This window comes from Pseudomonas sp. DCA-1 (assembly GCF_046523955.1).
In the GTDB taxonomy this organism is placed as follows: domain Bacteria; phylum Pseudomonadota; class Gammaproteobacteria; order Pseudomonadales; family Pseudomonadaceae; genus Aquipseudomonas; species Aquipseudomonas putida_Y.
The window spans coordinates 3,035,446-3,058,773 of sequence record NZ_CP169881.1 but is presented as its reverse complement, the minus strand read 5'-3'; the positions used below and the strand labels follow the sequence as shown (position 1 = coordinate 3,058,773).

General features: G+C 63.9%; 15 protein-coding genes. 1 reads left to right on the top strand and 14 read right to left on the bottom strand.

Translation table 11 applies throughout. The annotated features are described in order from the left end of the window. Positions 1 to 153: 153 nt before the first annotated feature. Complete coding sequence (locus ACE4QZ_RS14425; protein ID WP_021785674.1) at positions 154 to 1,449, bottom strand: MFS transporter; 1,296 nt, start codon at positions 1,447 to 1,449, stop codon at positions 154 to 156. 427 nt (positions 1,450 to 1,876) lie between these two features. Between ACE4QZ_RS14425 and ACE4QZ_RS14420 the strand changes: the two genes are divergently transcribed. Then, on the top strand, positions 1,877 to 2,752 hold the full coding sequence (locus tag ACE4QZ_RS14420) for an AEC family transporter (RefSeq protein WP_021785675.1): 876 nt from the start codon (positions 1,877 to 1,879) through the stop codon (positions 2,750 to 2,752). A gap of 78 nt (positions 2,753 to 2,830) precedes the next feature. On the opposite strand, the gene ACE4QZ_RS14415 is transcribed toward ACE4QZ_RS14420, so the two are convergent. The 13 genes from ACE4QZ_RS14415 to tssE form a co-directional block, all read right to left on the bottom strand. After that, entirely contained in the window at positions 2,831 to 5,347 is a 2,517-nt protein-coding gene (locus tag ACE4QZ_RS14415; protein WP_021785676.1) for an excinuclease ABC subunit UvrA, read from the bottom strand. Between the two features lie 167 nt (positions 5,348 to 5,514). Continuing rightward, a complete protein-coding gene (tssA, locus tag ACE4QZ_RS14410) occupies positions 5,515 to 6,600 on the bottom strand; it encodes a type VI secretion system protein TssA (protein WP_021785677.1) in 1,086 nt (361 codons plus the stop codon). Between the two features lie 95 nt (positions 6,601 to 6,695). Further along, positions 6,696 to 7,214, bottom strand: a complete 519-nt coding sequence (locus ACE4QZ_RS14405; protein ID WP_012052417.1) for an Hcp family type VI secretion system effector — start codon at positions 7,212 to 7,214, stop codon at positions 6,696 to 6,698. 143 nt (positions 7,215 to 7,357) lie between these two features. Next, a complete protein-coding gene (gene tssM, locus ACE4QZ_RS14400; RefSeq protein ID WP_021785678.1) occupies positions 7,358 to 9,853 on the bottom strand; it encodes a type VI secretion system membrane subunit TssM in 2,496 nt (831 codons plus the stop codon). After that, positions 9,850 to 10,758: a type VI secretion system-associated protein TagF gene (gene tagF / locus ACE4QZ_RS14395; protein ID WP_021785679.1), complete on the bottom strand. Its 909-nt coding sequence runs from the start codon at positions 10,756 to 10,758 to the stop codon at positions 9,850 to 9,852. Before tagF ends, tssM begins: the two co-directional genes overlap by 4 nt. Beyond that, the gene (locus ACE4QZ_RS14390; protein ID WP_410480086.1) at positions 10,755 to 14,558 is read right to left on the bottom strand and encodes a type VI secretion protein IcmF/TssM N-terminal domain-containing protein; all 3,804 of its coding nucleotides are present in this window, start codon (positions 14,556 to 14,558) and stop codon (positions 10,755 to 10,757) included. The genes tagF and ACE4QZ_RS14390 overlap by 4 nt, the downstream gene beginning before the upstream one ends. Positions 14,559 to 14,588: 30 nt before the next feature. Further along, positions 14,589 to 15,305 carry a type IVB secretion system protein IcmH/DotU gene (gene icmH, locus ACE4QZ_RS14385; protein WP_004576640.1) on the bottom strand — a complete coding sequence of 239 codons (717 nt, stop codon included), beginning with the start codon at positions 15,303 to 15,305 and terminating at the stop codon, positions 14,589 to 14,591. Beyond that, the gene (tssK, locus tag ACE4QZ_RS14380; RefSeq protein WP_021785681.1) at positions 15,302 to 16,645 is read right to left on the bottom strand and encodes a type VI secretion system baseplate subunit TssK; all 1,344 of its coding nucleotides are present in this window, start codon (positions 16,643 to 16,645) and stop codon (positions 15,302 to 15,304) included. Before tssK ends, icmH begins: the two co-directional genes overlap by 4 nt. Then, entirely contained in the window at positions 16,642 to 17,364 is a 723-nt protein-coding gene (gene tssJ, locus ACE4QZ_RS14375) for a type VI secretion system lipoprotein TssJ (protein ID WP_021785682.1), read from the bottom strand. Before tssJ ends, tssK begins: the two co-directional genes overlap by 4 nt. A gap of 24 nt (positions 17,365 to 17,388) precedes the next feature. Beyond that, positions 17,389 to 19,986 (bottom strand): type VI secretion system ATPase TssH, encoded by a 2,598-nt coding sequence (gene tssH, locus ACE4QZ_RS14370; RefSeq protein WP_021785683.1) that lies wholly within the window; start codon positions 19,984 to 19,986, stop codon positions 17,389 to 17,391. After that, positions 19,983 to 21,053, bottom strand: a complete 1,071-nt coding sequence (gene tssG, locus ACE4QZ_RS14365) for a type VI secretion system baseplate subunit TssG (RefSeq protein ID WP_021785684.1) — start codon at positions 21,051 to 21,053, stop codon at positions 19,983 to 19,985. The genes tssH and tssG overlap by 4 nt, the downstream gene beginning before the upstream one ends. Next, positions 21,017 to 22,837 (bottom strand): type VI secretion system baseplate subunit TssF, encoded by a 1,821-nt coding sequence (gene tssF, locus ACE4QZ_RS14360; RefSeq protein ID WP_021785685.1) that lies wholly within the window; start codon positions 22,835 to 22,837, stop codon positions 21,017 to 21,019. The genes tssG and tssF overlap by 37 nt, the downstream gene beginning before the upstream one ends. Continuing rightward, positions 22,837 to 23,319, bottom strand: a complete 483-nt coding sequence (gene tssE / locus ACE4QZ_RS14355; RefSeq protein WP_003248355.1) for a type VI secretion system baseplate subunit TssE — start codon at positions 23,317 to 23,319, stop codon at positions 22,837 to 22,839. The genes tssF and tssE overlap by 1 nt, the downstream gene beginning before the upstream one ends. Positions 23,320 to 23,328 lie beyond the last annotated feature (9 nt).

Here is a 23,328-nt window from a genome sequence, read left to right as displayed (position 1 = left end):
CGGCAGCTGGCGGGGTGCCTTCTGGGCGACGAGTGGCAATTTCTGGGGGCTGTATATCCCTGTCACACCCAAGGCCGCCCGCAGAAGGAAATGTAATCTTCTGTGGGAACGGCCTGGTACCGCGATTGGGCCGCAGTGCGGCCCCTGCAATCATCAGGATGCTGAGTGCTGTGCGGGCGCCGGGGTTTCGACTGGCTCCAGCGGCGGATGCTCCTGCGCTGCATGCATCAGGTCTTCGGTCACCCGCAGCTCGGCGCCAGTTGGCGAGAAGGTGGTCGACGCGGTGAACGGGGCAGGGTGCTCTGCTGCCGGGCGTTTGCCACGGCGCCACATGAAGAAGCACACCATGGTCAGGTTGACCACGGCAAACGCCCAGAACAACCCGGCCTCACCAAACTCGGTCATCATCGGTGAAATGGCCACCGGGGCCATGGCCGAACCCAGCGAGTTGATCAGTAGCAGGCCCTGAATCATCGGTACCAGCGCATCGGAAGGCGCGCGGTCGGCCGCATGGCTGACCGCCACCGGGTACAGCGTGAACACGCCGCCACCCAACAGGAACAGCATGGCCGGCAGCAGGAACGAGTCCGATGGCAGGAACACCGTTACAAGCGACAGGACAACGCACAACGCGGCAAGCGCGAGCAGCACATCGAGGCGGTCCTTGCGGTCGGACCAGCGCCCGACCGGGTATTGCAGCAGCATCGCGCCGAGGATGACCCAGGCCATCATGTTGCCAACTTCACCCACCTCCAGGCCGATGCGCTGCAAGTACAGTGGCAGCAGCGCATAGATGCCGGCAATCGCCACGCCCGAGCCGAAGCAGCCGACCAGGCCCGACGGTGCCACGCCCAGTAACTGGCGGGGCTTGAGGGGTTCGACCTGGTCCAGCAGCGGCGACACCCGCGGCAGGATCACGATCGGTAGCACCGACAGGGCGGCCAGCACGCCGGCCAGCATGAACGGGGCGGTATCGCCTAGCTGGGTGATTTCGCCAAGGCCGGCCTGGGCGATCACCCCGGCGCCGTAGAAGGCGATCATGTACAGCGCCAGCAGGCGGCCACGAATCTTTGCGTCACCGGCCAGCAGCAGCCAGCTCTCGATCACCAGAAACACGCCGACTGCCGCCCAGCCATTGATCAGGCGCAGCACCGACCACCAGGTGACCTCGTAGAACAACCCTTGCAGCAGGATGGTGACGGCAATCAGCGAGGCGAAGCTGGTATAGGCGCGGATGTGGCCAATGCGCAGGATCAGCCGGTCGTTGAAGATGGCACCGAGGGTCAGGCCGATGAAGTAGGTCGACGAGACGATACCGATGGTGGTGGCAGACTCACCGGCGGCGCCCAGGCGCAGGGTGGTCAGGGAAGACATGAAGCCGTTGCCCAGGGCGATGATGAACAGCCCGAGCAGGGGCGCCAGCGCCATGGCCAGCAAACGCGGAGACATACGTACCTCTAGTTGGATGAGCGGAATGAGCACCTTCTCGGCGCGCACACCGGCTCGACCCGGCAAGGGGCGAGTGGTGACACGGATGCGACCTGGGCAAGACTCAACCGCTGGGCGTTATGGGAGATGGGCCGGGCGGGGAGGGTTGAGCCTACTTCACATGTGCGTTCATGTGTTCAGGCGCTGACTCTGTCATTGCTGCTGGTTGCCACCGTTCAAGGCGACGGGCGAAAAGGAAGCGGGATTCTACGGGCTTGGACGCTTTTGCCAAGGGGTATGGGTGTGCGACGAGACGCCGCAGTCTCAGCGCGACATGAACATGTCTTCCACAGACATTTTAGATGGCTGCTCCTGCGTGCGGTGAGATCGGCACGGCAATCTTGCAGAGTGCTGCATAATGCTGACCCCCCCACCAAGGAAGGCCTCCATGTTCGCGTCGCTGTTCGCAGTCCTGGCTCCGGTTTTCATCGTCGCCGGAATTGGCTTTGCCTGGGCCCGCAAGGGCCTGGATTACCCCACCGATTTCATCGCCCGGGTGGTGATGACCGTCGGCACACCTTCGCTGGTGCTGTCCACCCTCAGTCGTACCGAGCTGAACCCGAATGCCTTTACCAGCATGGCCGTGGCCTGCTTGCTGTGCACCTTGGGGATGGCCTTGGCCGCTTTGCTGGTGTGTCGCGCGTCGGGCATGCACTGGCGGGTACTGCTACCGGCGTTCATGTTCCCTAATACAGGCAACATGGGCCTGCCGATCAGTCTGTATGCCTTCGGTGAGCATGGCCTGGCCCTGGCTGTGGCGTTTTTCCTGACCCTGTCCATCGTGCAGTTCACCATCGGCATGGCCATTTCCGGCACGGCGGCTTCGCTCAAGGCGCTGCTGCGCAACCCTATCGTCATCAGCCTGGCCGGCGCCATGCCCATCATCTTTCTCGATTTCGAACTGCCGCGTTGGCTGGCCAACACCGTAGACCTGCTGGGCGGCATGACCATCCCGCTCATGCTGCTGACCTTGGGGGTATCACTGGCCAGCATTCGCCTGCGTCACGTGGGCAGCGGCATGTTGCTGGGCGGTTTGCGCATTGGCCTGGGCGCTGCGGTGGGCTGGGCAGTGGGCGCGGTATTGGATATGGACAGCCTGGAGCGTGCGGTGCTGGTGGTGCAGTCGGCGATGCCGGTGGCCGTGTTCAACTACCTGATGGCGGTGCGGGCCAACCGTGAGCCAGAGCAGGTGGCGAACCTGGTGATGTGTTCTACGGTGCTGTCGTTTGCCTGGTTGCCGGTGGTGCTGGCCTGGTGGATGTAGGCCATTGGCAACGACAGCAATTTCCGTTGAGTCAATGCGCGCTAGTCGGCGGCCCAGCAACCTGGCAATGCGCAGGGGTCACAAGGCCTTGGCCAGAAACGCCGCCGTGCGGCTGTTGGTACATGCCGCCACCACCTGCGGCGTGCCACTGACCACCACCTTGCCCCCGGCATCGCCAGCCCCCGGCCCGATATCGATCACCCAGTCGCTCTGCGCCACCACTCGCATGTCATGCTCGACCACCACCACGCTATGCCCGCTTTCTACCAGGCGGTTCAGCTGTACCAGCAGCCGGTCGATGTCCTGCGGGTGCAAGCCGTTGGTGGGTTCATCCAGCACATACAGGGTTGCCCCGCGGGCCATGCGCTGCAGTTCGGTCGCCAGCTTGATGCGCTGCGCTTCGCCACCGGACAGCTCGGTGGCTGGCTGGCCCAGACGCAAGTAGCCCAGGCCGATATCCTGTAGCACTTGCAGGCAACGGCGTGCAGGCGGTTGTTCGGCAAAAACCTGCAGGGCCTGGTCGACGGTCAACTGCAGCACTTGCGCGATGTTCATGCCTTGCCAGCTCACCGCCAGGGTTTCGGGGTTGTAGCGGGCACCCTGGCAGGTCGGGCAGGGCGCATACACGCTGGGCATGAACAGCAGCTCGACGCTGACGAAACCCTCACCCTCGCAGTTGGCGCACCGGCCCTTGGCAACGTTGAACGAAAAGCGCCCGGCGTCGAAGCCCTGTGCCTTGGCCTGCTCGGTAGCCGCGAACAGTTTGCGCACGTGGTCGAACAGGCCAGTGTAGGTGGCCAGGTTGGAGCGCGGCGTGCGGCCGATCGGCTTCTGGTCAACTTGCACCAGCCGCTTGATGCTGCCAAGCCCGGCGCTTACGTGGCCGCTGCTGGTCTGTTCAGGTTCATCTTCCAGGCTTTGCGCTTCGGGCTCGCTACGTTGCTCGGCATGGCCCAGGTGTGCCCCTACCAGTTCCAGCAGGGCCTGGCTGACCAGGCTGGATTTACCCGAGCCGGAAATACCGGTAACGGCGGTAAAGCAGCCCAGCGGGAATGCAGCGCTCAGGTTATCGAGGTTATTGCGGGTGATGCCTTCGAGCTTCAGCCAGTCGCGGGCCTGGCGGGGGGCGCGTGTGGCCTGGGCCGGGGCACTGAACAGGTAGGTGCGGGTGCATGACTGCTGGACCTCGGCCAGGCCGGCAGGCGGCCCGCTGTAGAGGATGGTGCCGCCGTGCTCGCCGGCAGCTGGCCCTACATCCACCAGCCAGTCGGCGCGGTGCATGGTGTCCAGGTCATGCTCCACCACATACACCGAGTTGCCAGCCTGTTTCAGGCGCTGCAAGGCTTCGAACAGCGCTTCACTGTCAGCCGGGTGCAAGCCGGCCGACGGCTCGTCGAGCACGTAGACCACCCCGAACAGCTGCGAATTCAGCTGCGTGGCCAGGCGCAGGCGTTGCAGTTCACCGGAAGACAAGGTTGGGGTGCTGCGCTCCAGGGCCAGGTAACCAAGGCCGAGGTCAAGCAGCGTGTCAATGCGTTCGAGCAGCTCGTTGGCGATGCGTTGGGCCGCCAGGCGTTTTTCCAGTGTCAGTTCGTCCTGCTGCTGGGTCAGGTAGTCAGCTGCCGCCACCTTGCGGAACACCTCGGCCAGCGCCTGCAACGACAGGTGCGACAGTTCGGCGATGTCCAGCCCGGCGAAGGTCACGGCCAGCGCTTCGCGCTTCAGGCGTTTGCCTTGGCACAGCGGGCAAGGGCTGGGGCGCATGTACTGGGCCACACGCTTGCGCATCTGCGCGCTCTGCGAGTGCATGAAGGTATGCAGCACGTAACGTCGGGCACCCATGAACGTGCCTTGATAGCTGGGCTCCAGTTTGCGCTTGAGGGCTTCGCGGGTCTGCGCCGGGGTCAGGCCGGCATACACGGGGGCGGTGGGCGTCTCTTCAGTGAACAGGATCCAGTCGCGCTGTGCCTGGGGCAGGTCGCGCCAAGGGATATCGACGTCATAGCCCAGCGTGACCAGGATGTCGCGCAGGTTTTGCCCTTGCCAGGCCATTGGCCACGCTGCTACCGCACGCTCACGGATGGTCAGCGAAGGGTCGGGGACCATGGTCGCTTCGGTCACCTCGTAGACACGCCCCAGGCCATGGCATTGCGGGCAAGCGCCCTGGGGCGTGTTCGGAGAAAAGTCTTCGGCGTACAGCATCGCTTGCCCGGCCGGGTAATGGCCTGCGCGGGAGTAAAGCATGCGGATCGAACTGGACAAGGTGGTCACGCTACCCACCGAGGAGCGTGCACTCGGCGTGCCGCGTTGCTGCTGCAGGGCCACCGCCGGCGGCAGCCCGTCGATGCCATCGACATCCGGCACGCCAACCTGGTCAATCAGGCGCCGGGCATAGGGCGCCACCGATTCGAAATAGCGACGCTGGGCTTCGGCATACAGCGTGGAGAACGCCAACGAGGACTTGCCCGAGCCGGACACGCCGGTGAACACCACCAAGGCATCGCGGGGGATATCGACATCAATGTTCTTCAGGTTGTGCTCGCGGGCGCCACGGACGCGGATGAAACCGCTTGGGGTGGTTGGGCTTGGTGGCATGAAGCAGTCCTTGTCTGAAGCTGAGCAGGGCGCTCAAGTTAACAGCAATTGCAGCGCCCTTGCGTGGGCAACAGTCAAGGGACCTGCCCGATGGAGCCGGTGGGGGGGCAGGGAGCCGGCTGTCTTCGCCTTACCTGACGTTCGTCTCAAGGCTTTTATTGCAGACCCTAGCGGGTGCCCAGCACATCGCGGATGTTGTCCACCACGTTGTTGTCCTTGATCACGTCACTCAACCAGCCTTCCAACGGCATGTTGCCCCACTTGATCGCACGTTCGATCAGGTAGGGTACCGGGCTTTGCGGTTCGCTCTGTTTGAAGTACTGGGCGATGCCCGCAAGCATGGTGAATGCCTCGTCGCGGGTCAGCGGGGTTGTGCGCAGGGCTGCAGGCGCGGTCGTCGGGGGCGTGGCATTCATCGGTTCACCTGCTTCGTGGAGGTTGGCGCCCGTGGCCTGTGGCTGTGCTTCCTCCGGGATGGCGGGGTGTAGCTCTACGCCGCGGTCCTTGAGCAGTTTTTCCGCCAGCTGGCTGGCACGCGAAAGCATGTCGGCAAGGCTGGCAAAGCTGGGCGCCTCGTGGCCGAACAGGCGGTCGGCGCTGGCCTGCAGGCGTTTGCATGCATTCAGGCTGGTAGCGATCTGCTGGGCCTTGGCGCGCAGGTAATCGGTGTCGGTAAGCGCTACCGAACGCTGGAAGATCTCGGCGTTGATCTTGCCTTCGTTCAGCGCTGTCTGCATCGCCTTGGGGTTTTGCAAGGCGAGGTTTTCTACATGGCGTGATTCGTCATAGCGCAACACGCCAAAATTCTGCCCCTGGATAATGGGCAAGCCACCGGCAATGTCGGTGAGCGTGGTCTTCAACCAGGACAGTCGCGCCGCGCGCTCGTCCAGGCCGTCTTCGAGGGTGGGGTACAGCGTTTCCCAGAACGCAACCAGGAGCTGTTCGGTCAGCTCGAGGCCAAAGGTGATGCCTTCGAAGTGTTCGCGCTGGGCCAGCCCCTCGCAGAGCCAGGCCACCAGCATCAGGTCTTTGCTTTGCTGCGCAAGCCCTTGAGCCGACAGGTTGATCACCTGCTCCCAGTCGGCAGTCTTCAGGTCGGTTTGCCAGTCGCCCTGGGTCAGGTAGTCAGGGTCCGCCCGGCGTGCCTCCTTGATCTGGTCGAACAAGGCAGAGAAGCTCAAGTCTTCACCACTGCCACCCTCGATAGGGGCGACCAGTGTGGCCAGCGAGAGGTCATTGAGAATTTCAGGCATAGAACACTCTGGACATGGCTAATGAACAGCGCGCCAGAAAACCCGGCGCGCTGCGGAACACAGGCCGCCGAAGCGGCCCATGGTCTGGCACGTGCTTAGGCAAACACTTTGTTCGCGGTGCGGTCCCAGCCACCGACGATGTTGCCGCCGGCCTGGCCGTCGGTGCGGTTCTGCTGGGTGTAGGTGGTCTTGATGCGGGCAAAGTTGAAGCTGATTTCTTCAACCGGCAGGTCGCTGACCGCCTTGTCTTCACCATTCTGGTTGCCACCGGCAACAAACTTGACCGAAGAGACCACCACTTCTTCCATGTCGATGGTCAGGTAGGTGACCTTGTCGCCACCGGCGCGGTTCACGTTCAGCTTCAGCTTGGCAATGTGCTTGCCGGTGCAGCAGTGTTCGAACAGTTTGGCCGATGCCTTGTCGACTGCCTTGCGGATCTTGAAGTCGCTCAGGGCAACGCGCTCGGAGGACGCACCGCCCGAGGAGCTGGCGGTTGCCGACGTAGCCTGGGTGGCGCCGTACTCGTAGCCCAGCACTTCGATCCAGTCCTTGTGTTTTTCATCCAGTACTTCGCCTGGGATGCCGTCGATTTGGATATACGCGTCAAATGCCATTGTGAAACTCTCCATTAACAACATGTAAAGGGTTGCTCATGCGCCCCTTGGTTTTGACCTCGCCGGGCGCGCCGGCAGAGGTAGCTTGCCGCCGCCCGGGCCTCATCCTGTGAGGCCCCGGCGACCGGTTATTGCGGCGTGGCTCAGTTAAGCCCACGCACTTCGATTTCCACCCGGCGGTTGGGCTCCAGGCACTTGATCAACTGCGTTCGCGGTTGTTGCATGTCGCAGTTGACCAACGGTTTGCGGCTGCCTTCGCCCTGCGCGACCATCAGTTCGGCAGGTACGCCCTTGCCAACCAGATAGGTGCGGATGGTTTGTGCCCGTTGTTTCGAAACCTGCAGGTTGCCCTGCCTGTCACCCAGTTGGTCGGCGTGCCCCGAGATGATGATCTTGCCGATATTCGGGGTGTTCAGCAGCTTGCTGGCAATTGCGCTCAGCTGACTCTGGCCTTCGTTTTTCAGGCTCTGGAAGTCGGCGCGGCCGAAGGCGAATAAGGTGTCGGATTCCAGCGTGATGGTCTCGATCGCACGCAGTGACTGGGCCCGCAGGCTGTCGATGTAGTTGCGCGAACTGGACATCAGGAAGGCGTTGTCGAGGATGCGCGGTACATCTGGCTCACGGATCTGGTCGCTATAGAACGTGATCTGGCGGCTGGCATACAGGTAGTCCTGGTTACCGCCGGCCTCGCTGCCGGCGGCGGCCATGCTCTTGCCGGTATGACGGGCGATGGCCGGGTACCAGTAGTCCGGCAGGTGCGCCTTGAGAAACGCCGGGTCGGCATGCTCGCGCTGGCCCGGAGAAAGCATCACGTAAGTGTCCAGGGCCGCCTTTCCGAAATTGGCGATCGACTGGGCGCGGTTGTCATGGGGCAGCGCCTCGGCCTCTACGCTGTCAATGCCGCTCACTGGCTGCAGCTCACGGGTGTTGCGCTGGTAGACCTTGAGCGTGGTCAGCAGGTACAGGGTACGGGTCAGATTATCGGCCGTGGGCTTTAGCATCACATTCTGCAACGTGGCGAAGTAGCGGTCGCGCAGCAGCGGCTCGACCTCATGGCCCTGGTACAGGCCCAGGCGCATGCCGAGGGGCACGCCCTTAGCGTGGTGTTGCTCATGGTAGTGAGCAGCCCAGAAGCGCAAGCGGTCGAGGCTTCGCCAGGCGGTGTACTGGCCGCTGGCCGCCTGGTCGTCGGCCTTGGCCTGGGCCAGTTCTTCGGCAATGCTGGCCAGGGTGGCGCGGTTGTTCAGGTACGACCAGCCCCACAGGCTGCACAGCACCAGTGCCGCCAGGCCGGCAGCGCCCACCCACCCGGCCTTGCGCCGGCGTTCACGGTGGTTGCTGGTGTACAGCGCCACCAAATGCTGGTCGGGAATGATCACTTTGCGGAACAGGCTGTTGATGAACAGCGGCGCCGCGTGGCTGCCGGCAGTGCCCGTGCCTTCTGCGTGTTCAAGCGCGAAGCGTTCGGCCACATGCTGGCCGTGGCAGCCCCACTGAGTTTCGTCGGCCTGCAACGCTGCGGTGAAATAGAAGCCGCGCAGCATTTCGGCATTCTGGTAAGGGTTGGCACGCAGCAGGCTGTCGACGAACTGATGCAGGCGCGGCTTGAGCGCGGCCAGCTCCAGCGGAAAGCGGTAGGCTGCGTTGTTCTGCCGAGTGACTTGTATGTCCTGCTGCACCAGCTGCTGGCTCGCCATCTGCCCCCAGTAACGGGTCAGCTCGTCCATCGCATTGCCGAAGCGCTGGCCCCAGTCGGCTTGCTCGAAACCCTTGTGAGAGAAGGTTTTACCCATCACTTCACCACGCGCGGCATCGTCCAGCTGGCGATAGAACGCGGTGAAACCAGGGATCAGGTCGCACTTGGTGAAAACCAGGTAGATTGGCAGGCGCACTTCTAGTAGCGCGCAGCTTTCCTGAATGCGTTCGCGCAGGCGCTTGGCCACGCGTTCCTGCTCTTCGACCGGGCCATGCAGGATATCGGCGATGCTGACGCTGACGATCAAACCGTTGAGCGGGCGGCGCTGGCGGTGCTGGCGCAGCAGTTGCAAAAAGCCGCGCCACTTGCCGGCTTCTTCGGGGCTGTTCATGTAGCGCCCGGCAGTGTCCAGCAGTACCGCCTCAGAGCTGAAGAACCAGTCGCAGTTGCGCGTGCCGCCCAGGCCCGCGACCCGCGCGCCTTCGCGCTCGGCATAGGGGAAGTTCAGGCCCGACTGCAGGATCATTGTGCTCTTGCCGGCGGCCGGCTGGCCAATGACGAGGTACCAGGGCAGGGCATACAGTGCATCCTTGGTCGAGGTACCGCGCGGCTTGTTGCTGTGCAGCCGCTCGATGCCCTGTAGCAGGCGCTCGCGCAACAGGCTGACCTCTTCCCGGTCGGCTGGGGCTGCACTGAGTACGGCCTGGTCGGCGTCGTCGCGCAGCAGGCCTTCCAGGTTGTGGTGCTGACCCACTCCGCGGTACAGCAGCAGTACATAGCCCGCCGACAGCAGCAGAAACACGCCGATGCCGGCCAGCAGGCTGTGCAGCGAGGCGAAGCCGAAGGCTCGGCCGATGGCCCAGACCAGGAAGATCGCCAGGAAGAACGCCACGCCCAGCAGGTAGGGTTGGTAGCGCAGGCAGTAGTACTTGAGCTTGTTCATACAGGCGTCGCATCCAGTGCATCGACGAACTGGTCGATGACATGTTCAAGGGGGCGGTCGTAATCGTGCAGCCGAGGCACCGTCGTCAGTGGGCTGAGCAACTCCAGGTGCTGGCGCGGGTCGGCACAGCCACTGAGCAGGCGGTAGGCACAGTTGGCGTGGCGCGCCGGGAAGCTGTACAGCTGCGGGTGCATGAAGTCGTCGGCCAACAGGCTCACCGCCGGCAACTCTCGGTGCCCGCTCATGCGGCTCAGCCAGGTCAGCCAGAGATCGGCCGTGGGGTTTTTAAGGCCACGTTCGGCCGGCAACGGCAATTCGATGCCGCCTGCAAAGTCGCCCTGCAGCGAAGCACGGCCGAGCTGCAGGTGGGCGAGGGCAGTGGCGCTGTCGAAACCTGGCCAGGACCCGTGCAGTGCGCGGGCCACATCCGCGAAGCTGAAATCATGCAGGAACTTGGCGTGCACCCGGCGGAACAGGTCCAGATCCTGGCCCTGCAGCGGGCGCAAGGCCTTGATCCGTTCGAACAGGCTGGTGCAGTCGGCGCCTTGCACAGCCTGGTGCAGCATCGGTTTGATCTGTGCGCTGAACAGCTCGCCAAGCGTGAACGGGTTGACCAGTACACTGCTGTCTTCGAGCTTGAGCAGCTGGAAGATGAAGAACGGGTAGCGCCGCTGGCTGGCATCGCGCGAGCTGAGCAGGCCACCCAGTAGCCAGTTGCCGTTGCGTGCGCGGTAGGTGAAAAAACACATCGGCAGCGCGTCGAACAACGCTTGCCAGTCATCGCGGTAGCGCATGGCTGCCAGCGATGACTGCAACCAGGCGTCGAACTCGCAGACTTCTTCCGCCGCCCCATGAAGGCTGACGAAATCTGCGCTCGACGGTAGCTTGCCGAAGCAACCGATCATTGCGCCCCCCTGCTGTTGAGGGCGCTCAGGGCCTTGACGTCAGCCAGATCGGTCAGCTTGACCCCACCGAAATTGCGCACGATAAGGCTTACGCGGCCATTGGCGGTGTTCCAGCTGAAACGTTGCTGAATGCCGTCCAGGTCGTCGACGCGAGCGCTCTCGTTCATGCGCAGCAGGCCCCAGCGCCCCGGGAAGTCGAACACGGTGACCCGTGTGCCGCTCAGGGTGACGACGTCAAGGCGCGCGCCCGGCGCGTTGCTGGTGCCCGGCCAGGCGAAGCGGTTCCAACTGCTGCGGCCGTTGCGGTAGTGCTGCTCCTGGCCATCGAGGGTGAAGACGATGTCGGTGAAGTTGGCTGAAGGCTCCAGCATGATTTCGAAGCCGTTGTCACGGTCCGACAGGCTGGCGATCACCTGGCCCACGGAGCTGGCCTTGTCGATGCTGTTGAGCATGCCAGGGTTGACCAGTGCTGGCCCCTTGCTATCGCCCACGCCCAATCCTTCACCGCCGGCCAGATTGCCGATTTCGTTGCGCTTGAAGGCCGGCAGCAGGCCGCTGTCGGGATCCACGAAGCGCTGCAGGTCTTTCACCGAAGCCTCGTTGCGGCTGCTGCCGGCAATCGGGTAACGGTGTGCCATGACCTGCTCCCAAGGCTTGGCGATCTGCTGCGCCCAGGCCTTGGCGATCTGCTGGCCGGCCGGGTCGCGCAGGGTCGCCCAGGCATACTGGATGGGCAGGCTGAACAGCCCCTGCAGCGAGCGCGACAGGCCATCCTGGCTGGTGTCGACGCTGCTCTCCACGTAGTTGCGCACGGTGGTGATCTCGCTCGGCTGGCCTTCCAGGGTCTCGCTGATCAACTGTTTGCTGCTCTTGCCCACATCCTGCGAGCGCTGGATGTTGTTCAGGCGCACCTTGAGTTTGCGCAAGGCGGCCAGGTAGCGGTCCATGATGGTGCTGTCGGCGCCTTCGGCGTTGTTCTCGGCGAACACCCGCGCCACCGGCTCGAAGCGCTTGGCCAGGCTACCGTCGTCCACCGCCGGCAGGGCCGGGGCAACGTTGGCGGGCAGGGTGTCGTTAGCGTCGAACAGACCGGAGACTTTGCTCCAGAAACCATCGTCGCGGGTGGTGCCGGGGGCCGGGATGGCTTGCTTGAGCGGCAGGTCCCACTGGGTATTGTCGTTGACCGCCTGCAGCAGGTTCTTCACTGGCGAGTTCTGCACGTCGCTCAGCAGCCCCAATTGCCGGGTCGCCGAAGCCAGGTCGGCGAAGTGGCGCACGCCAACGCTGCTGACCATCTTGTACCAGGCCTGGGTGTAGTCGCGCTTGTAGCGGGCCATGAACTCGCGCACGAAGTTGGCCTTCTGCACGATGGCATCGCCGCCTTCGCCGTCCAGCACCCAGTCCGACTCGTTGCGCAGGTTGCCCGACACCAGCTTGATCAGCTCGGGCTTGACGAAGGTGTCCCAGCCCTGGCGGGTGTAGATCGCCGGCACGCCAGCGGTTCCATACAGCAGCGCGCGGCCCGGTTGCGGGACCAGGTCGTTGAGGTTCAGCGCCGGGAACTGTCGGCTCGACTCGAGCTGCAGGCGCAGGTACTCGCGGTCGACCAGCGAGCTGGAGATCATGAACGACTTAAGGTTCTGCCGGGTTTCGTTGATCAGCTGTTCGTTGCGCGGCAACGACGGCGCTTGGCCCTGCTCCAGCAACTGCACGTACAGCGGGGCATTTTCCGCGATCACGCCAGCGTCGGCCGGGGTGCCTTCGGCGGCGGCGCTGGCCCAGGCCTGGGGCAGGCTGGCAGCGACGAAGGCCGGGTCTGGATGGGCCTTGGGCTCGGTCAGCAACAGGTACAGCTTGAGGGTGTTGTAGGCCTCGATGATCGAGGCCACCTGCTGCTCGTCCAGGCGCCCGAGCATTTCTTCGGACAGTGACAGCCCACCGGTGGCGGCGGACAGCTCGGCGCCATCGCTGGCAGTGGCCAGGTTGACCTTGGCGGCATAGGCGCCAGCGCGGGTGTTGCCCAGCGCGGCCTGGGCCCTGGCCGCAATGGCAGGGGCAAGCGGCTTGCCATTGCGCTTTTTCGGCTGCGGGGCCGGGGTGAATTCCAGCTCCTGATTGATACCGTTGGTGAAGGTGTTGAACGCCCGCATCTGCACTTGCAGGTTGCGTGCGATCGGTTCCAGCGCCTGGCTGCGCAGCTGCGCCAGATAGGCGCTGCGGGTCACCTGGTGAATCGCCTCGCCCTGGTACAGGCCGCCACCCAGCTGCAGGGGTACACCCTGCAGGCGATGGGCCTCGACGTTGGCCATCTGTTCACGCAGCACTTCCAGGCCCTTGCCTGCGGCCAGCTGCTGCTCGCGGTCTGCTGCCTGCTCGATGTGCGCCAGCTGCCCGCGCAGGTTGTCCAGCCACTGGCGGTTATTGGCGAACGACAGCGCTTGCCAACCGATGAACAGCAACCCGGTGGCGGCGGCCAGGCCCAGTAGCAGCGGGCTGAACGCAGCCTGGCGGCCCAGGCGCGACTGGTAAAGGATCAGGTCGCGGTCGGGGAAGATCACCTGGCGGAAGGTGTCGGTGATGAAGTAGCTGCGGTTGCCCAGGGGCTTGTCGACGTGACCGGCCTGCTCATCGTAGGCGGCCTGCAGGGCGAATTCGTCGGCGACGACATCTTCATAGACCTGCCCCAGCTGCTGCCCGGTCTGCAGTGCACTGGTGAAGTACAGGCCACGTAGCAGCAGCGGGGCACCGCCGCGATGGCCGCGGGTGAAGTGGTCGAGGAATTGCTCGAGCACACCGCTGAGGGCGGCGAAGTACTGCGGGAAATTCAGCAAGGTGCTGTCGGCTTCGGCACCGAGGGCGATCATCTGCGCGTCGACGTGCTGGCGAATATGAGCCTGCAGCTTCTTCAGGCGCGTCTGCAGCACGGCGTGCAGGCCGTTGGTGCGGATTTCCGAAAGCCCAAAGGTCATGCCCAGCGGCTGTTGGCGATCGTGCAGGTCGAGGCCGTCGAACGCCTGGCTAAAGCCCGGCAACTGGTCGGTCTTGCTCAGCATCAGGTAAACCGGGGGGTTGGCATCGAGGCATTCGGCGTATTCTTCCACCCGCGCCACCAGCTGGGCCGCCAGGGCATTGCGCTCATCGCTGTTGGCTGCCAGCAGTTCGGGCAGGCTGACCACCAGGACCAGGCCATTGATCGCCGCTTTGCCACGCTGCTTACGCAGCATGCGCAGAAAGGCCGAGAATTCGCTGGCCGACTGGTCGTCGCGCAGGTAGCGCCCGGCGGTGTCGATCATCACGGCGTCGGGGCTGAAGTACCAGTCGCAGTGCTGGGTGCCGCTTTCACTGTCGTTGGCGGTAGCGATGCTGGCCGACAGGCCGGAATGGGTCAGCAGCGAGGTCTTGCCGGCCGCCGACATGCCGACCACCAGGTACCAGGGCAGGTCAGACAGCGCCGCCTTGCCGCCGCCACCCGCGGAGCGGTCGGTGCGCAGCATGGCGATGGCGTGCTTCAGGCGCTCACGCAGCACCTGCTGGTCACGGAACTCGCCAGTGGCATTCCACGAGCGGTCGACCTCGATCTGCAGCAGGTTCTCCAGGTTGTGTTCGGCGCGAATGCGCTGGTATTGACGCAGCACGATTACCAGCAGGAAGCAGGCACTGATGATCGCCAGCGCTTCAGGCACGTGATGACGCAGCCACGGCACCAGCGGCGCGGCCAGCCAGCAAATCAACAGGCTAGCCAGCCACAGCAATGGCAGCAGCACCCAGAAACTTTTCAACAGACGCAGTAATGTTTTCATGTCTTCCTGACTCGGCTACCTGGTATGTGCTCAGGCACTGAACAGCTGGCGGATTTGTTCGGACAGGGCGGCGACGTCCTTGTCCAGCAACCAGTCGAGCGTCAGGTACACGGCGACGCAGACCAACGCGATCAGCGCCAGATACACCCACAGCGGTACTTCATGGCGCAGCATCTGCGACACCTGGTCGGGCAGTGCCCAGTCCGGTGACAGGGCCTTGGGCGCCTTGCGGTAGCGGGCAATATCCTGGCCCAGGGTATTGGCCAGGTAACGCAACTGGTCTTTCTGGCCGAGGCTGAACTTGCCCTCGAAGCCCAGTGCCAGGCACAGGTGGTAGACCTCGAGCACGTCAATGTTCTGCTTGACGTCGGCGCGCAACGCGTCGACCTTTTCGAAGAAGCCTTCGCCGGCCAGGTGCACGCCGAAATAGCGGAACTGCAGCGGCTGCAGTTCAAAGTGCCGACGCAGCGCGTTGTCGTCCGAGCGCAGTACGCTTTCGTCGAGGAAGGCGCACAACGCGTATTGGGTGTCCTTGACCTGCTCGACGCTATAGTTGGCGGCACGGGCATCACGTTCCAGGTTGGCGAAGAAGCGTTCGACGCTACCTTCGAAGGCCTGCACCGAAGTGACCTGGCGACCGCGACGTACGATCAACGCCATGCTGATGAAGTCCTGGACCAGGTCCTTGAGCGTCGGTTTGTCGCTGGCGGCCGGGACGGCGCCCTGTTGCAGTACGGCTTCGGTCATTTGAGCACCGCCATCAGTTCAAGCTTGAGGTTGGTAAAGGCGCTGGGCGCATAGAAGCAGATGGCCTGGGCGCTGATCATTCGTTCATACACAGTGCCGTGCGGCTCGATGGCGAAGTACTGGTTGTCCAGGCGCACCGGAATCGCGTTCGGCAGCCGCGCGGCGTGATTGAGGGTGACACCCGGCATGGCGCTGTTGACCACCACTTCAATGTCTTCCGGCGAACCGACCTTGAACGCACGGGGCACCAGCTCCAGCAGGCTGGCGCCAGGCATGTCGGCGTGCACGGCGATATAGAAGTCGGCCTCGGCCAGGCGCGGGTCATGCAGTTGGCCTTGCCAGTGCGATGGCTTGGTCTGGGTAAGGTTGATGACGATGCACTGGTTGGGCACGACGTTGTCGAGCATCACCCGGATCATCTCGTCGAGCTTGACCAGCGACGCGGCCGGGTCGTGGTGGTCGTATTCGGGGAGGTCGCTGAGTTGGGTGTCCAGGGTGAAGGTCAGCAGGCCACCGGCCAGGTCGGCCAGGAACAGGTACAGGCGTTCCGGATGCAGGCGCGGGTGGGCCAGTAGATGAGCCAGTTGCGGGTGGGCACGGTTGACCGTGTTCAGCAGCCAGAACAGGGTGACATCGCTGGAGCCGAACTCGGCGATCTGGTCGGCGCGCTCGCGGCGCCGGCCGGAAAGCGCCTTGCTCTTGGCCTGCAGGGCGCCGAGCAGGCGCTTGCCGATGCCGGCAATGGTCTCGTGGCTGCCCAGGTGCAGGGTGGGGTGGACGAAATGCGGGTCAAGGTTGAAACCGCCCATGCTGTTGCGTGTCAGCTTCGCCAGGGGGCAGTGGCTGTAACCGTCGAGGCTGTCACCGTCGACCAGCAGTACGACGTTCAAGCGCAAGCTGGTGATTTCGTTCTCCAGCTCGCCTTCATTAAGGTCGGGCAGGGTGTCGAACTGCTTGCGAAAGCGCCGAGCAGCCTTGTGTTCGTGGCCATCCTCGACGTAGTTGCGGCCGAATGGCTCGGGCAGCTTGAGCGCAGCATACACCTTCAGGTCGTTGGCCTTGAGCAGGTCCTTGAGGTCGCGCGCGGCCGGCAGCGGATCGTGCTGCGGCGCGTCGTAGAGGCTGCCATCGGGGAACACCAGTTTCAGGCGCTTGAGCTGCAGTGAACCAGTGGCCAGGGCGTCCTCGTCCACCTGCAGCGCCTGAACTCCCCAATGGAAAGGGGTGCTGCGCAGGGTCGCCTCAGCCAACTGGTGCTGATGGAATTCGTCCTGATACTGGAAGTGTTGGGGCAGCAGGAACATGCCTTCCGACCACATCACCCGGCTCTGCTTGCTCATTTGACGCTATCCACTAAAGAATTGAAGGTTGAATCCATGGCGTTGCTGGCCGACTGGCTGGCGGCGTCGGTGGCTTTGTCGACGACCGCGTCCTGCATCTTGTCGGTGAGGGTCGTGTCGGCATCCTTGGCCTTCTGCGCAGCTGCAAGCTGGTCGGCGGTCGGAGGTTTGTTGAGTACATCCACGCCCCGCATGGCGCTGATTTCGGTGTTGTCCACCAGCACCCGCAGGCCGTCGGAGGAGAACCAGATACCGTCCTTGCGCAGCGAGTTGGCGTCGAAGGCGACTTTCCAACGCGCGTCATGCTCATCGCGGAAGAACGCCGCCACGCCGACGTAGCGCGCGCTCTTGGCCAGCGGCCACTGGTCGATCTGGCCGATGCCAGGCAGCAGGGTAATCTCGCGGGTTTCCACCAAGGTGTTGCCCAGGGCTTTTTGCGGGGCGTCCCACAGGGTCTCGGCATCGGTAGCCGCGAAGCGCTCGAGGTCGGTCAGCTGGTACACGCGCATCACCACCGACAGCGGCCTGCCCTCGGCGTCAGGGTTGAGCTGGTTGCCGCCGTCGGAGGTCAGGATGACCTTTTCGCTGTCGGCCAGCATGTCGGCCGCCCAGCTGTCTTCCATGCGTTTGCCGATACGGTCGGTGACCCCGCAGCCGGCCAGCGCTACCAGCAAGGCGGCTGTGGTCAGGCGTTTGAGGACGATGTGCTTGTGTTGCATGACGGCAAAACCTCCGGGTACTGGTCAGGCCAGGCGATAGGCGAAATCGCCATCGCTGCCCAGCTCGATCGCAAGGTGCTGGATCGGCGCGTCCTGGGCCATACGTTCGAGCACGCGCTGGGCGAGTTCGGGCATCAGGGTCTGGGACAGGATGTTGTCGATGTTGCGTGCGCCGCTGTCGACCTCGGTGCAGCGCGCGGCGATGGCCTTGACCAGTGCCTGGTCATAGCTGAGCTCGGCCTGGTGGTTGCGGGCGAATCGCTTGGCGATGCGTTCGAGCTTGAGGGCGACGATGCGCTCGAGAATCTGGTCCTGCACCGGGTAGAACGGCACGATGCTCAGGCGACCGAGGAAGGCCGGCTTGAACACGTGGTTGAGCTGGTCGCGCAGGTCCTCGACGATCGCCTCGGGCGTCGGCAGCTCGGTGGCGTTCAGGCAGGTCTGCATGATGCGCTCGGTGCCGGTGTTGGATGTGAGGATGATCACCGTGTTGCGGAAATTGATCTCGCGGCCCTCGCCATCGTCCAGCACGCCCTTGTCGAACACCTGGAAGAACAGTTCGAGCACGTCGGGGTGGGCTTTTTCCACCTCGTCGAGCAACACCACGCTGTACGGCTTGCGGCGCACCGCCTCGGTCAGTACGCCGCCTTCGCCGTAGCCGACATAGCCGGGTGGCGAGCCCTTGAGGCTCGACACGGTGTGGGCTTCCTGGTACTCGGACATGTTGATGGTGATCAGGTTGCGCTCGCCGCCGTACAAGGTGTCGGCCAGGGCCAGGGCGGTTTCGGTCTTGCCGACGCCGCTGGGGCCGAGCAGCAGGAACACGCCAATTGGTTTGTTCGGGTCTTCCATGCGCGCTCGGGAAATCTTGATGCGCTTGCCGATCTCATGCAGGGCGTGGTCCTGGCCCAGCACGCGTTCACCAAGCAGGGCTGGCAGGCGCTGCACGGTATCGATTTCGTCACGCAGCATCTTGCCCAGCGGGATACCGGTCCAGCCGCTGATGACCTGGGCGATGGCGCCGCTGTCGACCAGCGCGTGGACCAGTGGCTGGTCGCCTTGCACGCGAGCCAGCTCGGCACGCAGGGCATTGAGCTGCTGGGCGTCGGCATCGTTGGCGGCGTCCAGCGCCTTGAGCTGTTCGACCAGTTCCAGCTCCTGCTGCCACTGGGCATTGAGCTGCTGTTCTTGCTGCTGCTCGGCCTGCAGGGCAGCCTGCAGCGCTTCCAGGCGGCGGGCATGGTCGTGCCCCTTGTCGGCTTCGTGGCCGAGCACGCCGATTTCCGCCTGCAGGTTGTCGATCTGCCGGCGGCAGTCTTCCAGTGCGCCGGGCAGCGAAGATTGCGCCAGGGCAATGCGCGCGCAGGCCGTGTCGAGCACGCTGACCGCCTTGTCGGGCAGCTGGCGGCCGGTGATGTAGCGGTTGGACAGGCGTACCGCCTGCACCAGCGCTTCGTCCATCACCGCCACCTTGTGGTGCTCGCGCATCTTGCCAAGCAGGCCGCGCAGCATGTGAATGGCTTTGTCTTCGTCGGGCTCTTCCACTTTGACCACCTGGAAGCGGCGGGCGAGGGCGGCGTCCTTCTCGAAGTACTTCTTGTATTCGGCCCAGGTAGTGGCAGCGATGGTGCGCAACTCGCCACGGGCCAGGGCCGGTTTGAGCAGGTTGGCGGCGTCGTTCTGCCCGGCCTGGCCGCCGGAGCCGATCAAGGTGTGGGCTTCGTCGATGAACAGGATGATCGGGTGCAGACTGCGCTTGACCTCTTCGATCACAGCCTTGAGGCGGTTCTCGAACTCGCCCTTGACCCCGGCGCCGGCCTGTAACAGGCCCAGGTCGAGGGTGTGCAGGGCAACGTCCTTGAGCACCGCCGGCACGTCACCCTGGGCAATGCGCAGCGCCAGGCCTTCGACCACAGCGGTTTTGCCGACCCCGGCTTCGCCCGTGAGGATCGGATTGTTCTGCCGGCGGCGGGTGAGGATGTCGACCATCTGCCGTACTTCGAACTCACGGCCCAGTACCGGGTCGATGCGGCCCTCGCGAGCGCTTTGGGTAAGGTTGACCGTGTACTGGTCCAGTGCCGGGGTCTTGCCGCTGGCCTTTCCCGACGTGCTCACTGGCGCCGCTGGGCTGGCCAGTGGGCTGGCCTGTCTGGACTCGGCGCTACCTTCCACCAGCGCGGCAAGGTTCAGGCGCAGGTCATCGGCGTTGATTTTTTCCAGCTCCGGCGCCGAGGCGATCACCACGCGACGCAGTTCAGCATCGTCAAGCAGCGCCTGCAGCAGGTGGGCGCTGCGCACCTGGCCTGCGCCGTACTCGATCGAGGCCAGTAACCAGGCTTGCTCGATCATGCGGGTGATGTGCGGCGACAGCGCCGGGGTGCGGGTATTACCTTTCTTGAAGGTGCCCAGGGCGGTGACCAGCTGCGCCTGCAGGCGTTCGGCGACGACCTCGTAGTGGCGCAGGATCGGCGCCAGGTCGCTGTCGTTGTTGTCGAGCAGTTGCAGCAGCAGGTGCTCCACTTCCACGTCGTAGTGGTGCTCCGACAGGCACAGGGCCGCCGCGCTTTCGGTGGCCATGCGGCTGGTTTCGTTGAGCTTGGCGAACAGAGACTTCAGGTTCACAAGGCGACCCCATCGTAAGGAATGTGGAAGACGGCGCAACGCGAAGGCTCCGCGTCGCGACCAGGGCGTTTGAGCCAACCCAGCCAGCCCAGGGCGACATTGCCGCTACGGCCCAGTTGGGCACGTGGCACCGCCTCGCGCTTGAGGCGCGGGGCGATTTCGAAGTCCAGGCCGGCACCTATATAGAAGCGCACCAGCTCGACCAGCTTGCGATAGCACTCGGTACCAGGCTGAAAACGCTGGTAATCGGCCAGGTTCAGTGGGCCCAGCTCGATGCGGATGCACGATTGGTAGTCCCAGATCCGCTTGCCAGCAACAGCGCTGTGGCCAAGCTGGGCGTTGTGCCGCCCAAGCTGGGTGCGCTGTTCAGGCGGCAGCTGCAACCAGCGCCCGGCGAATTGCCTGACGTGGATCGGCAGCGAGAAATAGAAGCCGAGCATTCGCTCAAGGTTCAACGCGTTGCGCGGCTTCTGGCTGAGCAGGCCGGCAAAGTAGCTGAACAGCTCACGGCGCAATGCTGACGGCTGTTCTTCAAACTTCAGCTGTTGGGCGCGCGGTCCGAGGCCGACCAGGTTGAGCAGGTAGCCATCGAAGCCCGAGGTGCCATTGCGCTCGTGCTCGATGTGGAATTTGTATTTTTGCCAGGCCTCGTAGAACAGCGTGGTCATGCGGTGCGAGAAGATGTCGAGAAACGCATGGGCGGCATCGTCGCGATACTGCACGTGGCGCTCGAGCAGCAGTTCGGTGTATGGGCGCGGCAGCACGCCCGACGGCCCGACCAGGCCCATGAAGGTGACCTGCACTTCCGACAGCGGCAAGCCGGCCGGCGACACCTTGCCTTCGCGCTCGAAGTGCAGGTCGCTGACCTCGCTGGCCGGGAACGCCAGCGACAGCTGGGTACGAAAACGCAGCGGGTCTTCGTGCGGCCGGGTCGCCAGGTCCATGCGCCCGGTGCGGCTGTAATGCAGGCGGAGCAGGCGCACCAATTGGAAGAATTCGAATCGGTGCGGCTCGGCTCGGGCCTGATCGATCAGACCAGGGGCTGATCGCCGGTGCGTGCTGGCCATTGTACGACTCTCTTTTCTCGTTGTTGGGTGCGCAGGGTCAGTTGGGTGAAGCTGTTCATCGAGCAGTACTGGCCGAAGAAGTGGTCCAGCACCTTGCCGAACAGAAACACGCCACTGCCGATGAACTGGCTTTCATCCAGGGTCAGGGTGATGCCGACGCCGCGCACGAAATTAGGCCGCGGGTGGCCGATGCGCGCGACCACCGGTTCGCTGCTGATCGCCTTGATGCCGTTGATCTGTTTGCGAATGGCGGAGACATTGCGGTAGTTGTACAGCGACAACAGCTCCAGCAGCACTTCGCGGCCTTGGCTCACCAGGGACAGATGGTTCAGCGACAAGTGGGCGATCAACCGCCAGATCAGGCCCTTGCCCAAGGGCACACGCACCGTGGCGGTGGGCTTGCGCAGGCAGCGGATATCCTTGATCACCGAGTTGGCGGGAATGGTGAAATCGCCCCGTTCGCCACCGAACGGCAGCATCAGTGGCACGTCGCGGTTGCTGCAGGTAAGGCCGATGCTCAGGGTGTCGCTGCTGGCATCAATCAGCTCCAGATCGCGGTCGACCACGCGGATGCTCATGGCAGTGGCGTCACCCTGGTTTCGCCGGCGCGCGACCCAGAAACTGCTGTGTGGGTCTTGCTCGCCCCGTGGTTCGAAAAACGGCTGGCAGGTGGCGACCTGGTCGATGCCGCCGAGTTTGCGCACCCGCCGTACCCGGTCGATCGATACCACTTCTGCCGCGTTGTGCAGCCGTGTGTCAGGGGTGACCTGGTATTCGTGCTGGGTGTGGGTCAGCTTGATCGGCTCGGCCTGCTGGCGGAACAGGTTGATGATCGGCGTGCAGTTGAGCTTGAAGTTGTTGCGCCCGATGTTCTGGGTCAGCCGCGCCAGGCGCTCGCTGAGGTCGTAGTCGGAGAAATAGAAGTTGAGCTCTACCTGCTCGATGGCCTTGCCCTGCAGGATGCGGGCAAATCCACTGAGGTCGAAGAACATGAACTTGTCGGGGAAGGTGAAATACTCGTGCAGCAGGCGGTAGCCCAGGAATGAGCGTTCGGAGTAATCCACCAGGCCTTCGTCACGGGCGTAGCCCACGGCTTTCAGGGCGTCGGCCGGCAGCGCCACTTCGCGGCTGCGGCCCTGGTCATCGAAGCTTAGCGTGGCCTTGGCCAGGTTGTTGAACAGCAGTTCGTACAGCTGCAGCATCAGGGTCGCTTCGCCGTCGAGGAAGAACCGCAGGCGGTTCATGTCCATCTGCCCGAACAGGGCATCGCCAGTGGCTGCCAGGCGGATGCGCAGACGAGCGACCAGGTCGGCGCTGTGCCCGTTGAATGCCGAGCGTTCCATTTCTGTGAACGAGGCCTGCTGCACGGCAATCGGCCACAGCTCTACCGGGTAGCAGGTGCGGAACTTGCACACCACGCCTTCCACGGGATTGGCATGCATCTCGGTATGGCGCGCCACGCGGTAGGCTTCGGTGACCTTCTCGTGCCTGCCCAGGCTCAGTTCGACAATCGACATCGACGGAGTAGGGCGCAGGTAGTGGGGGTACAGCACCTCAAGGAAGGATTCGACGATTTCCGGAAACTCGTCATCGAGCTTCTTGTGCACCCGCGCAGACAGGAACGAGAACGCCTCGATCAGGCGCTCGGTGTGCGGGTCTTCGCAGTTGTCGCCCTCGATCAGCAACCGCGAAGCGATCTTCGGGTACTGCGCGGCAAACTCCTGGCCGAGAAAGCGCAGGTGCGACAGTTCCTGTTCGTAGTAGGGCAGCAGTTCGTCGAGCATCAGTTGAGGTTCTGCACTTTGTATTCCTGGGTGTTGACCTGCAGCACGGCGTCGAATGACACCTGGCGGCTGATGTCCTGCAGACGCAACACAGCGTCCACGCGGAAGGTCAACATGCGGTGGCCGTTCTGCTGGGCCAACAGCTGAACACGGACCCGGCGAAAGCGCCGGTCTCCGGTGCTGATCGCCCGCTCCAGCTGTTGCTGGATCAGGCGACGATCGTGCGGGTCGAGCACGCTGCGGCTGATGAAGTCCGGCATGCCGTATTCAAGGATGGAACCACCGAGCTGGCTGAAGCCGTCGAGCTCTTCGGCGACCAGGGACTGGCGGGTGTTCACCAGCACTTCGAGGTCGCGGACGATGCTTGCCTTGTACTCGGCCAGCGAGCAGGTGCGCTGCGCTGCGGGCTCGGCCGACTGGTAGGGACGGTCGTCCAGCAGTCGGTCGAGCAGCGAGGGCAGCAGGCGGGCCTGGTTACTCATGTGTCATCC